The 12148-nt window shown below is 71.2% G+C and carries 12 protein-coding genes and 2 pseudogenes; 5 read left to right on the forward strand and 9 right to left on the reverse strand.

Annotation, left to right across the window (positions count from 1 at the left end; genetic code table 11):
* Positions 1-19: 19 nt before the first annotated feature.
* From pcaC to ACFVXC_RS03270, 3 genes and pseudogenes are all read right to left on the reverse strand, one after another.
* Positions 20-1318 carry a 4-carboxymuconolactone decarboxylase gene (pcaC, locus tag ACFVXC_RS03260; protein WP_389900936.1) on the reverse strand — a complete coding sequence of 433 codons (1299 nt, stop codon included), beginning with the start codon at positions 1316-1318 and terminating at the stop codon, positions 20-22.
* Between the two features lie 23 nt (positions 1319-1341).
* A pseudogene (locus tag ACFVXC_RS03265) lies at positions 1342-1545 on the reverse strand (transporter); the annotation flags it as partial.
* A gap of 568 nt (positions 1546-2113) precedes the next feature.
* Complete coding sequence (locus ACFVXC_RS03270) at positions 2114-2725, reverse strand: TetR/AcrR family transcriptional regulator (RefSeq protein WP_389900938.1); 612 nt, start codon at positions 2723-2725, stop codon at positions 2114-2116.
* A 144-nt stretch (positions 2726-2869) separates the two neighbouring features.
* Here ACFVXC_RS03270 and ACFVXC_RS03275 point away from each other — a divergent pair, with 144 nt between their 5' ends.
* Together ACFVXC_RS03275 and ACFVXC_RS03280 are read left to right on the forward strand one after the other, a co-directional pair.
* A complete protein-coding gene (locus ACFVXC_RS03275) occupies positions 2870-3604 on the forward strand; it encodes an SDR family NAD(P)-dependent oxidoreductase (protein ID WP_389900940.1) in 735 nt (244 codons plus the stop codon).
* 33 nt (positions 3605-3637) lie between these two features.
* Positions 3638-4261, forward strand: coding sequence for an NADPH-dependent F420 reductase (locus ACFVXC_RS03280; RefSeq protein ID WP_389900942.1), 624 nt, complete (start codon positions 3638-3640; stop codon positions 4259-4261).
* Between the two features lie 347 nt (positions 4262-4608).
* On the opposite strand, the gene ACFVXC_RS03285 is transcribed toward ACFVXC_RS03280, so the two are convergent.
* On the reverse strand, positions 4609-5022 hold the full coding sequence (locus ACFVXC_RS03285) for a DUF5994 family protein (protein WP_389900943.1): 414 nt from the start codon (positions 5020-5022) through the stop codon (positions 4609-4611).
* 74 nt (positions 5023-5096) lie between these two features.
* Positions 5097-6083 carry an acyl-CoA desaturase gene (locus ACFVXC_RS03290; protein ID WP_389900945.1) on the reverse strand — a complete coding sequence of 329 codons (987 nt, stop codon included), beginning with the start codon at positions 6081-6083 and terminating at the stop codon, positions 5097-5099.
* Between the two features lie 534 nt (positions 6084-6617).
* On the opposite strand from ACFVXC_RS03290, the gene ACFVXC_RS03295 reads away from it, so the two are divergent.
* Positions 6618-7169, forward strand: a complete 552-nt coding sequence (locus ACFVXC_RS03295) for a DUF5994 family protein (protein ID WP_389900946.1) — start codon at positions 6618-6620, stop codon at positions 7167-7169.
* A 5-nt stretch (positions 7170-7174) separates the two neighbouring features.
* Complete coding sequence (locus tag ACFVXC_RS03300) at positions 7175-7450, forward strand: hypothetical protein (protein WP_389901561.1); 276 nt, start codon at positions 7175-7177, stop codon at positions 7448-7450.
* Positions 7451-7484: 34 nt separating this feature from the next.
* Here ACFVXC_RS03300 and ACFVXC_RS03305 read toward each other — a convergent pair.
* Positions 7485-7727: pseudogene (locus ACFVXC_RS03305) on the reverse strand (MarR family transcriptional regulator); the annotation flags it as partial.
* 129 nt (positions 7728-7856) lie between these two features.
* On the opposite strand from ACFVXC_RS03305, the gene ACFVXC_RS03310 reads away from it, so the two are divergent.
* Positions 7857-8795: an ornithine cyclodeaminase family protein gene (locus ACFVXC_RS03310; protein WP_389900948.1), complete on the forward strand. Its 939-nt coding sequence runs from the start codon at positions 7857-7859 to the stop codon at positions 8793-8795.
* Positions 8796-8832: 37 nt separating this feature from the next.
* Here the strand turns inward: ACFVXC_RS03310 and ACFVXC_RS03315 are convergent, their stop codons facing one another.
* From ACFVXC_RS03315 to ACFVXC_RS03325, 3 genes are read right to left on the reverse strand one after another with little or no spacing between them, the layout of a single operon-like run.
* Positions 8833-10146, reverse strand: a complete 1314-nt coding sequence (locus tag ACFVXC_RS03315; protein WP_389900950.1) for a molybdopterin-dependent oxidoreductase — start codon at positions 10144-10146, stop codon at positions 8833-8835.
* A 53-nt stretch (positions 10147-10199) separates the two neighbouring features.
* Positions 10200-10811, reverse strand: a complete 612-nt coding sequence (locus ACFVXC_RS03320) for a sugar kinase (RefSeq protein WP_389900952.1) — start codon at positions 10809-10811, stop codon at positions 10200-10202.
* 3 nt (positions 10812-10814) lie between these two features.
* On the reverse strand, positions 10815-11972 hold the full coding sequence (locus ACFVXC_RS03325) for an ROK family glucokinase (RefSeq protein ID WP_389900954.1): 1158 nt from the start codon (positions 11970-11972) through the stop codon (positions 10815-10817).
* Positions 11973-12148: the final 176 nt, after the last annotated feature.

Consider the following 12148-nt stretch of genomic DNA (forward strand, 5'->3'; position numbering starts at 1 on the left):
TCGTCATGCCCCCATCCTGCTACTCCTGGGGCGTGGTTTCCTCTCGGATCACTGCCTGGGCGACCTTGAAGGCGGAGTTCGCCGCGGGAACGCCGCAGTAGACGGCCGCCTGGAGAAGGACTTCCTTGATCTCCTGCGGGGTGAGGCCGTTGCGCAGGGCGGCGCGGGTGTGGAAGGCCAGCTCGTCCAGGTGACCGCCCGCGACTAGCGCGGTGAGCGTGACGCAGCTGCGGGAGCGCCGGTCGAGGCCGGGCCGGTTCCAGACCTCGCCCCAGGCGTAGCGCGTGATGAGCTCCTGGAAGTCCGTGGAGAAGTCTTCCGCCGCGGCGAGCGCGCGGTCGACGTGCGCGTCGCCGAGCACCTCGCGGCGGACCTTGATCCCCGCCTCGTACGGGTCGGGGCGACCGCCGCCGACGGCTTCGGGCTGCTCCGTGGGGCCGATCTCGGCGACCGGGAAGACGGGCAGCGGCGGGGCGAGCACCGGCTTGACGGGCGGTGCGCTGATCGCCGCGTGCGTCCCGGTGCCGTCGGTGGCGAGCTGCCAGGCGGTGGAGAAGTGCCGTACGAGCAGGTCGGTGACGGCCGCGGGCTGCTCGACGGGAGCCAGATGGGAGGCACCCGGCACGACGGCGAGGCGGGCGTCCGGGATGCCGGCGACGAGGGTACGGGCCTCGCCCTGCCCGGTGACCTGGTCCTCCGACCCCACCAGAACGAGGGTGGGGGCCCCGATCCGCCCCAGTTCGGCACGCACGTCGAAGGCGGCGAGCGCCTCGCAGGCGGCGATGTAGCAGCCCGGGTCGGTCGTGCGCACCATCTGTACGGCCCAGTCGGTGATCGCGGGCTGCGCGGCGGCGAAGCCGGGCGTGAACCAGCGATCGGGGGACGTACGCGCGATGGGATCGAGCCCGTTGCTCCGCACTATGACCCCGCGCTGGCGGAACTCGTCGGCGCTACCGAAGCGCGGAGAGGCGGATATCAGCGCCAGGGAGGCGACGCGCTGGGGGTGCCGCAGGGCGAGCTCGGCGCCGATCGCGCCACCGAACGCGCAGCCCGCGTAGCCGAAGTGCTGCACGCCGACCTCGTCGAGGGTGGCGAGCAGCCGCTGGGCGATCTCGCCGACGGACCCGCAGGGGCGTGCGGGGGCACCACCGTGTCCGGGCATGTCGAATCGGAACACCCGCCACTGCTTGACCAGCTCGGGCACCTGCCGGTCCCACATGTGCCATGTGGTGCCCAGTGAGGGACCCAAGATCAGGACAGGAGCGTCTTCCGGCCCGTCAAAGCGGTATTGAAGGCTGTTCATCGGTGTCTCACTCACTCGCTTGACCCTCTCATATCTCACGACCCGTTCTCGTCCAACCCCAGCGCATCGATCCGGCCCCCGTGGACCGGTCCCGTGCCGTATTCGCTTGCCAGGAACCGCACCCCCAGCAGCGTCTCCATGTGCGCCTCGACGAGACCCCGCACATCTGCCTCGACCTCAGCGAGACGCGGCGTGACCGAGGTCACGCCGCGTCTCGCTGTGTCCGTACGGAACAGCTTCATGCAGACCACCCCCCTTGCCGCCCAGGAGATCGACAACGTCGGGGAGGCAGAGATTTGTTTCCGCAACGGGCGTTATCCGTGTGGGGAACGAGTGTTGCAGACGGGATCTAGGAGGTTAGTAGCCCTCGCCTGACAACTCGCACACCCCTGGCCCCCGCAGGGTCCGTCAGCACCCAGCACGAATCCAGCACGGTAAAAGTCGAGGGGCCCAACTCCGAAGAGTCAGCCCCCTTTTGACCTGCACCGTCCCGCCGCGATGAGGGGTGCCGGCCGCATTGCGTTGCGCAGGACCGTACGACGGCGACCCCAGGCGCTCGGCAGCGGATGATTCTTGGCGAACTGTTCGAAGTCGTGCCGCGCCAGACCGGCCAGGGGCCGCTGCCTCAGGCGCGGCACGAGGTGGTTGCGAAAGAAACCCTCGTAGTCGCGACGAGTCGTGTCGCCGACAGCTCGCCGCTCGACCCAGTCCTGCGCCCAGATCTGCGGGCATACGGCTGCCCCGGCGGGGCCCAAAAGCCGGCACCCGACTTCTCGTCCCGCGCGTCCGGCCCGGCCGCGGAGTGCCACGTCAACTCGACGCTTCCTCCCGTCGCCGGTCATCGCCGGCAGTGGCGGGGATGGCGTTGTCGATGAGGACGGCGGCGATGGCGGCGGCGGTGGGGAAGGCGTCGGCGTCGAGGACCCGGGTGCGGGCCGCGGCGCCGTCGATGAGCAGCGCGAGCTGCTCGCCGAGCCGTTCGGGGTCGGCGGCGCCGGCTTCGCGGGCGGTGTCGGCGAGCCGCACGGCGACGGCCTTCTTGTAGTCGCGCGCGTACTTGGACGCGGGGTGCTGGGGGTCGTGGAGTTCGACGGCAGCGGCGATGTAGGGGCACAGGGGGGTGGTGGGGGGGATGTCGAAGGCGGCGAGGAGCCGTTCGCGGGGCGTGAGGTCGGTGCGGTCGAACACGCCGGACAGAACGGAGGGGTCGAACCGGCGCAGGTACTCGGCGACGAGTTCGTCCTTGCCTCCGAAGTGCTGGTAGGCCGTGCGCTTGGACACCTCGGCCGCCGCGCACAACTGGTCCATCCCGGTGCGGCTGATGCCCTGCTCGCGGAACAACTGCCGGGATGCGCCGAGGATGCGCTCGCGGGCGCCCCGGCCCCGGCGGCTGCCCGTGGGGCCCTTCTCCAGCTCCGTCATGAGCCCACCCTACCCCAGTTGGATAACGACCGGTGTACATAGCTTGCGTCCCGGCTGCCCGCCCCCTACGTTAAGCACACAGGACGGTGTACTTAACATCGTCGCCCCAGGTACATACGGCACCACCGACCCAAGGGAACGACTATGGGAAAGCTCGACGGCAAGGTTGCGGTCATCACCGGCGGCACCACCGGCATGGCGCTGGCCGGCGCGAAGCTGTTCGTCGACGAGGGAGCGCACGTCTTCATCACCGGCCGCCGCCAGGACGCCCTGGACGAGGCCGTGAAGCAGATCGGCCGCAACGTCACCGGCGTCCAGGGCGACGCCGCCGACATGGACGACCTGGACCGCCTGTACGACACCGTCAAGCGGGAGAAGGGAAGCCTCGACGTGCTGTGGGCCAGCGCCGGCGGGGGCGAGCCCGCTCCGCTCGGCGAGATCACCGAGGCCCAGTTCGACACCTGGTTCGGGCTCAACGCCCGCGGCACCCTGTTCACCGTCCAGAAGGCACTCCCGCTCCTCAACGACGGCGGCTCCATCCTCATGACCGGCTCCAACGCCTCCCTCGGCGCCTTCCCCGGCTGGAGCGTCTACGCCGGCAGCAAGGCCGTCCAGCAAGCCTGGGCCCGCGTCTGGCTCAACGAGCTCAAGGACCGCCGCATCCGCGTCAACGTCCTGACCCCCGGCCAGGTCGCCACTGCCAAGCAGGCAGAGCTCTTCGACGAGGCCACCAAGCGCCAGTTCGAGTCCCTCATCCCCCGCGGCCAGATGGGCCACCCCGACGAGATCGCCACCGCCGCCCTCTTCCTCGCCTCCGACGACTCCAGCTACGTCAACGGCATGGAACTCGTCGCCGATGGCGGCACCACCGCCATCTGAACCGAACAACCCACAACCAGGACAGGACACCTCATGAGCAACATCAGCATCATCGGCACCGGGAACATGGCCCGCACCATCGGCGCGCGGGCCATAGCGGGCGGCAACACCGTCGAGGTCATGGGCCGCGATCAATCCAAGGCCACCGACCTGGCCAAGGCCCTCGGCGGCGGCACCACGACGGGAGAATGGGGCACCGCCCCGGCCGGGGACATCGTCATCGTGGCCCTGCTGTACGACGGCGTCGTACCAGTCATCGTCCAGTACGGAGAGGCTCTCGCGGGCAAGGTCATCGTCGACATCAGCAACCCCTTCAACTCCACGTTCGACGGGCTGGCCCACCGCGAGGAGACCTCCATCGCGCAGGAAGTCGCCAAGGCGGCCCCGGCCGGCACCAGCGTGGTGAAGGCGTTCAACACCGTCTTCCGCCATGTCCTGGAGAAGAGTCGGCCCGACATCTTCATCGCCGGCGATGATGCGCAGGCCAAGGCGAGTGTGGAGGCGTTCATCGAGAGCCTCGGGATGCGCCCGCTGGACGTCGGCGGCCTGAAGATGGCGCACTGGCTGGAAGGAGCGGGCGTGGTCACGGTGGGCCTCGCCAACCACGGGGTGGGCAACTTGAACTTCGCCCTCAGCATCACCGAGCTTCCCGTCTGACCAAGCGGTTGACGGAACACCGAAAGGGCTCGCCATGAAGCTTGGCCTCACACTTCCCATAATCGGGCCCGCTATCAGTAGCGCGGCCGGCCTGAGCACGTTCTGCCGCGGGGTCCTGCCCTCTTGATCCGGCCCTCGTCATGGGGACACGCTCGTCATGCGCTTCCAGCGGGCCCTCGACGCAGGCCGCCGGGCGGCTCCGGACGCCGTCGGTGCTGACTGTCCGGCGGGACGCGGCGCCGGGAACCACGCGTGTCGGCGTCGCGGGTGCGGCTGCTTTCCTTCCGGATCGGGCAGTTGGGGCCGGATCGGACAGTTGGGGGCGACCGAGGCGCACGGTCCGTCCGTCACGCGTAGTGACGGTTTCCTCTCTCCCGCGCCGCTCGCGCCATGATCGGCTCCGCGGCCTCCCCGGTCGCATCCGGAGGGACGACAATCAGGTCCCAGCGCCCGTGGCCGGGGGCGATAAGGACGACGGTGTGCGCGGCGGTGGCGGTCCGGCGCCTTCGCAGGCGCACGACCCGACCGGCGACGATCATCCGTCCCGGCGTCGGCGGCCACGCCGCGCCGTTGAGTACGACGCTGGCGATCTGACCCCAGGCGCGGGGCAACCCGGCGAGCAGCGCGGGGAGTTCGGTGAGCAGGTCGTACGAGCGCGGCCACCATGCCCCGTCGATAGCGCGGGGCCCACCGACGGGGGGCGCCAGGCGCAGGCGGAGCAGTGGCTGGGAGGGAAGCGGGGAGATCGGTGCGAGTGTCATGAGGTGCTGCTCCTGCCGACTGCTGTGCGTGGAGGTGTGGTTGCGGGTGCTTGAGGGTGGTTCGGAGGAAGCCGTCAGACGCGGCGGGCGGCGACGCGGGCGGGCGTCGGCCAGCACACGTCGTGCACGAGGCCGAGGCGTTCGAGGAGGCGGATGGCAGCGGCCGACGGGTCGAGCTGACCTCGTCCCACTCCGTGCCGGGCGCTGGTCGGGTCGGCGTGGTGGAGGTTGTGCCAGCTCTCGCCGAAGGAGATCAGGGCGAGCGGCCACAGGTTGGTGGCCCGGTCGTGGCGCCGGGTGCGGAACGGGCGCTCACCGATCATGTGGCACAGCGAGTTCACGCTCCAGGTGACGTGATGCAGCAACGCGATACGGACAAGTCCCGCCCACAGCAGTCCGGTCACTCCGTGGAGCCAGCTGCCGCCGATTGCCCAGCCCATGCCGAGCGGCAAGGCGAGGGTGAGAAGGCACAGCGCCGGAAAGGCGCGGGAGACCGCACGGATGTCACGGTCGGCCAGCAGGTCCGGGGCGTAACGCTCGGCCGACGTAGGGTCGTTGCGGAACAGCCAGCCGATGTGCGCGTGCAGCAGACCACGCAACTGGCCCCGCAGATGCGTGCCGTAGCGGTACGGGGAGTGCGGGTCGCCCGGGCGGTCGGTGAACGCGTGGTGGCGGCGGTGCGTGGCGACCCAGCCGACGACATCGCCCTGGAAGCTCATCGACCCGGCCACCGCGAGAGCGACGCGCACGGGGCGGACGGCCCGGTAGCTGCCGTGCGTGAGACCGCGGTGGAAGCCGACCGTGACACCGAGTCCTGTGAGCACGTACAGGGCGACCCCGAGCACGATGTCCCCGGGATGGATCAGACGCCCCCACAGCAGCCAGCCGGTGGCGCCGAGCGCCACGAACGGCAGCGTGACGATCAACGCCGTAACCGCCACGGACAGGCGCTCCCCGCCCTCCCGCGGGGGCATCGAACTCCCCTCAGGGAACGGGGAGTTGCCGTCGTAGTTCCGGTCCGGCGGGAGGGCGGCGGTGTGTGTGACGGAGTTCAAGGACATATACGGGCTCCTCGGCCTGGATGCGGATGGCGCGGCCGGGGTCGGGGGCTGCCCCTGAACGGGTGGCGAGGGGAAAGGGCGGGCGCTCCGGGGTGATCGGGCACCGGCATACGCACGCCCTCGCCACCTTCACGGTACTCCTCCGGGAACGGACCGGACGTACGCCGGAGCTCTTCAGGTGCTCCTCGTACGCCGATTCCGTTCGACGTCACTTCCGGCGCACCACGGCCCCGGGCCCCTGTCATCACGCGGCCCCGCGGAAGAGCGTGCGCCATGAACGCACCCACCGTCGAGTTCGGCCGTCACCGGCCGGTCCGACGCGTACCCGCCCGATCGGCTCGCCCCGCGCCCGGCCTCCCTGCCGGCAGGGAGGCCGACAACGGGCGGCGACGGACTCGTCACCGAGCCGGTCCGCAGGAGTACCGTGGAGGCACCAAGGGCACTTCGCACTCCGGCATCCACGCGGGTCTCGTCCTCGGTGACCATCTGGCATCGAGAGCGGCCGTCATGTCGCTCCGAAGACGGGTTCGCACCATGATCGCGACCTTCACGCCCTCCCGCACCACCATGCCTCTTCCGGCACCCACCGCCCGCGTGGCACTGAAGTCCCCGACGGGCAACGGCCTCCTCGACGGCGCCTGGTGGCCCCGCTCGCGCGACCTGACCGCCGAACTCCCCGCCCTGGCGGACGAACTCGATCCACTGTGGGGCCGCATCACCCGCGTCGCCGTGAATCCGATGCTCTGGCCCACCGTCCCGCACAAGGTGACCGTCCACAACCGCGTGCTGAAGGTCGGCTGGTTCACCCCTGAACTCGACCCGCACAAGCTGCTGTTGCTGTCCTACGGGACCGGCCGGTGGGACCTGCTGGTGATCCCGCCCGAGACGGATGACGCGAGCGCCGCCCGGCTCATGAGCGCCGCCTGCGTCCAGGACGGGCCCCCGCTGAGCGCCACCGATCTCATCGCCGCCGAGACCGCGCGCGACCTGGCCGCGGGCGACAAGCCGCAGAGCGCGCAGGAGTCCTGGGAGTACGAGGGCGGCGCCGTCTCCACCCACGCCGTCCGCACGGACACCAGGCGGTGACCACGATGGACGCCGCTCTCACCGCAGCCGCCTTCCTGCTCCTGATCACCGTCGCCGCGTACGTGATCCGCTCTCTCAACACCCACCACGCCGAAAGCATCGCCCTGCACACCTACAGCCGCGCCCTGCCCAGTGGCAGGGCCCCCGCCAGTCCGAGCAGCGGCGGGGCGCCTCGCCTACCCGCTCCGCCGGCCGACCGGCACGATCACCGCGACGGGGGCCGGGGACGCTTCGGGGCGCGCCGCCGCCGTGACCGCACCACGCACAAGCAGGCCTGCTGAGCCGGTCCGGCCTCGCCCCGCGCGGGGCCGGGGCCGACGCCGCCCGGCGCAGCGGTCCGTCTTCCGTGCAGGCGGTGACGGTCCGGCCGACCACGGGCTGAGCGACGCCCATTTCGGCGGCGAGGCCCCCGACGGTCATCTCGCCCGGCGCATCGGCGATCACATTGAGTACGAGATTGCGGAAGAGGTCCTTGCCCGATGCCGGTGCGCGTCGTCGCAGACCTGACAGTGCCGGGCCGATCCGGTCCAGCGCCCGCTCGGCGGAAGGCCGATTCATCCGCGGTGTCGACCCGGCGGTGGAGGTGTTCCATCAGGGAGTGATCATGAGTGTGAAGTGACGCGACGCGATGCGGGCGGACGGCTCCGGGCGACAGCCCTGAGCATCCGGCCCCGAAAGGAACCAGTCATGAGCGAGGCCCCGCCCTACATCGACGCCGGTGCGATGGCCCGGATCGTCACGATGTCCACGGCGATCGAGGCGGTGGAAGCCGTCCTCAAGGCGGGCCTGGATCCGGAGGCGGAACCTCCGCGGGGAGTCGTGGGCGTGCCGGGCGGTCAGCTTCTGCTGATGCCGTCGTCGACGACGTCGTACACGGGCGTGAAGATCGCCACGGTCACGCCGGGGAACCCGGCCCGTGACCTCCCCCGCATCCAGGGCGTGTACCTCCTCCTGGACGGCGCGACCCACAAGCCCCTGGCCCTCCTCGACGGCATCGCGCTGACGTCCCTGCGCACCCCCGCGGTCTCGGGGGCGGCGATCAACCACCTGGCGGTCCCGGACGCCGGACGCCTGCTGGTCTTCGGTACCGGCCCCCAGGCCTGGGGCCATGTGGAGGCGGTCCGCGCGGTGCGGCCGACGCTGGCCCACGTGGACGTGGTGGCGCGCAGCCCCGAGCGGGTGGCGGCCTTCGTGGAGCGGTGCCGCGAGGCGGGGCTCTCGGCGGCGCCCGCGACCCCGGCGGACGTCGCGACCGCCGACGTGGTCTGCTGCTGCACCACGGCCCGCGAACCACTCTTCGACAGCGCGCTGCTCCCCGCCCACGCGACGGTCGCGGCGGTGGGCTCGCACGAACCGGACGCGCGCGAAGTGGACGAGGGGCTCCTGGGGCGCGGTCTCGTGGTGGCGGAGTCGCACGGCGTCGCGCTGCGGGAGTGCGGAGACATCGTGCTCGCGGTGGACGCCGGGGCCTTCGACGTGGGGCGGCTGCGGACTCTGGGTGAGTTGGTGCGGGGCGAGGTGGAAGTGGCCGAGGGCCGGCCCCGGTTGTTCAAGTCGGCGGGGATGGCCTGGGAGGACCTGGCGGTGGGTGCGGCCGTCTATGAGGGGTGGAGTGCGGCCGGGTAGGAGCGGGCCGTGCGGGCCCTGCGGGCTCGCACGGCTCTCACACCACCGTCACCGCGTGCCGCACCACCGCGTCGAACAGATAACCCTGCGCGTTGTGCGCCGTCGCCTCCGGCTGGGTGCGCCCCGTGGTGTCCGTGGCGCGGGCCAGAAGTGTGGTCGGGCCCGGAGTCCTGGGGTGCCACGGGGTGGTCCAGCGGGTCCACGTGGCGCGGTGGGGCGTGTCCTTGAGACGGGCCCGGTGCCATGTCGTGCCCCCGTCCGTGCTGATGTCCACCCGCGCGATCGCGCCCGTCGCCGACCATGAGCGGCCGGTGAGGTGGTGGGTGGCCGCCGCCTCTATGCCCGCGTTCCAGGGGAGTTCGAAGGCCGACTTCACGGTCTGGTGGGTCAGGGGGGCGCTGCCCTCCGGGGGATAGTGCTCGCCGAACAGGCGGTAGAAGAGCGTGTTCCACGGGGAGTAGAGCGGCTTCGACGAGACCTCGATGTCGCCCACCCATTTGATCGACGCGATGCCCACCCACGCCGGGACCAGGACCCTCACCGGGTAACCGTGATCCGGAGGGAGTGGGGCGCCGTTCATCTCGTACGCGAGGATCACGTCGTCCAGCGCCTTGGCGAGCGGGAGCGGGCGGCGGACCTTTCCCAGGTTCGTGCCGTCGTCCGTGACGTACTCCGCGTCGAGCCCCCTCGGCATCACGTCCACCGCGTGGCGCGACACGCCTGCCCGGCGCAGGACCTCGGAGAGGCGCACGCCGCGCCAGCGGGCGTTGCCGATCGCACCCAGGGTCCAGGCCGTGCCCGACGCCGACTGGCCCTGTTGGCTCGTGAAGAAGCTTCTGCCGTTGCCCGCGCATTCGACGAAGGCGGTGCGCGACGTCGACGGGAGGCGTTTGAGGTCCGCGAGCGTGAACTCGTGCGCCTTGCCGTCCTTCAGGCCGTCGCCCCAGACCCTGAGCCTCCACGTCGTCGCGTCCAGGCTCGGCGTCGCCGTGTGGTTGCGTACGAAGAAGTGGGATGCGGGGGTGTGGAAGGGCGTCCCGGCGAGCGCCTCGAACTTGGTCTCCGCGTTCGTGCCCCGGATCGTGAAGCGGTCCGCGGGGAGGGGTTTCACGATTCCGGCGGCCGCCGCGGTCGCGGTTGCGGCCGTGCCGGTCGCCGCCTGTGCCCGGGGTGCGCCGAGGGCCGAGGCACCGCCCGCAATCCCGCTCACGGCGCCCGCCGCGGCGAGCAGCCGCAGCATGTCCCTGCGCGCGACCCCGTCCGCCCGCGCCTCCCCCGACAGCCACTGGGCACGTCGGCGTCTGTCGTACTCCTCTTCGGATGCCCCGTCGGACTTCTCTATGGAGATCATGGGCGTCATCGTACGAGCCACCCCCTTGGCAACTCGCGGATGAAACACGCCAGTTACGGGGTTGTCGTAGACACTACATACACCATCGGGTGGTCGCGGTTGACGCGGTTCACCACCACGTCGAGGGTCGGCGCCGGGTCCTTCTTCTTGTGGGTGAGACCCAGCCAGGGGCCCGGGTCCGTGAACTCCCAGCCGACCACCTTGCGATCGCGCTTGCTGATCGTGATGTCGTTCCTCTTCAGCTCCGTGGTGTTCGTGCCGATCTGCTTGAGGAACGTGTCCAGGCCCTTGTTGCTCGTCAGGAACTGGGCGTACAGGCGGCTGGTGCGCCAGTTGTTCGTCTCGTAGTAGGCGACTTCCCTGGAGTACGGGGCGATCGGCACGTCGTAGAGGCGGCGCTGCACCTTGGAGGGCCAGCCCGCGGTGAGGCCGGTCGCGGAGTACTTGGCCTCCTTGTCGCGTCCGCTGTTGCGGCTCTGGTTCGCGGAGATCACCAGATAACCGGCCGGTACGCCGATCAGGAGCACGATGATCGTGGCCGTCAGCCAGCGGCGGCGGATCATGTGGCGGCGGCCCTCACGGGGGCCACCGCCCTCGCCGGCGGGATCCGGGGAGCTCGGAGAGTCCGGGGATTCCGGGGACGAGGGCTGGCGGGGCACGGTCATCGCTTACTGAGTCCCCTGTGAGGTGCTGTCGTTGGTGCGGATCGCTTCCACGTAGCGCTCGTAACGTTCGTGGCGCTCCACCCGGCGGCGGTTCGCCCGGCGGAAGCGGCGGGCCACCAGGCGGGCCAGGTCGGCCGCGCCCACCATGCCCGCCTCGGGGCCCAGTTGCGCGCGGGCGATACGGGCCTCGGGGCGGTAGCCGCGCCCCGTCAGCTGGCGGCGGAACGCGTCCCGCGCCGGGCCGATCAGAAGGTCGTCGGCGGCCGAGACGCCGCCGCCGATCACGAAGCAGGAGGGGTCGAGGGCCGCCGCGAGGTTCGCGATGCCGACGCCCAGCCACTGGCCGATGTCCTGGAGCAGTTCCACGCACATCGCGTCACCGTCGCGGGCCAGCTCGGTGATCAGGGGGCCCGTGATGTCGGGGATGTTGCCCTTGACCCGCTCGATGATCCCGTACGCGACCGGGGAATCGGCCGCCGCCAGCTCGCGGGCCTCCCTGACCAGCGCGTTTCCCGAGCTGTACTGCTCCCAGCAGCCACGGTTTCCGCACGGGCAGCGGTGGCCGCCGGGGACCACCTGCATATGGCCGAACTCCCCGGCCACGCCGAACTTGCCGCGCTTGACCTGGCCGTCCTCCAGGATCGCGCCGCCGATGCCCGTGCCGAGGGTGATCATGACCAGGTGGTCCTCGCCGCGGGCCGCGCCGAAGCGCCACTCCGCCCACGCGGCCGTGTTCGCGTCGTTGTCCACGAGCACGGGGACCGCGAGGCGGCCCGAGATGCGGTCGCGCAGGGGTTCGTTGCGCCAGGACAGGTGCGGGGCGAACAGGACGCGGTTGCGGTCCGCGTCGACCCAGCCCGCCGCGCCGATGCCCACCGCGTGCACGTCGTGCCGGTCGGAGAGGTCGAGGACCAGCTCGACGATGGTGTCCTCGACGACCTTGGGGCTCTTGGACTTGTCCGGGGTCTCCGTACGGAGCGTCTCCAGGATGTTGCCGTCGGCGTCGACGACGCCCGCCATCACCTTCGTGCCGCCGATGTCGATGCCGACGGTGGGGACGCGGGGCGCCGTCAGATGGGATCGGCGCTCACGCGTGCCCACGGTCCGCAGAACGGTGGCTCGGGCGGAGCCGCGGTGCGCGAGGTCGCGGTAGGTGCTCATTGCGGCGATTCTGCCTCACGCTCGCGGGGGCGCGCACAACGGGCACGCTGCGCCCCGTCAGGGGCGCGGGGAACCGCGCGAGCGACCACGCCGGAGCCGCAGTCGCGTCCGCCGGGTCGGCGGGCAGAGGCGACTGCGGCACTTTCAGGGCTGAGCGCGCGGTTCCCCGCGCCCCC

The organism is Streptomyces sp. NPDC058257 (genome assembly GCF_042881845.1).
In the GTDB taxonomy this organism is placed as follows: Bacteria; Actinomycetota; Actinomycetes; order Streptomycetales; family Streptomycetaceae; genus Streptomyces.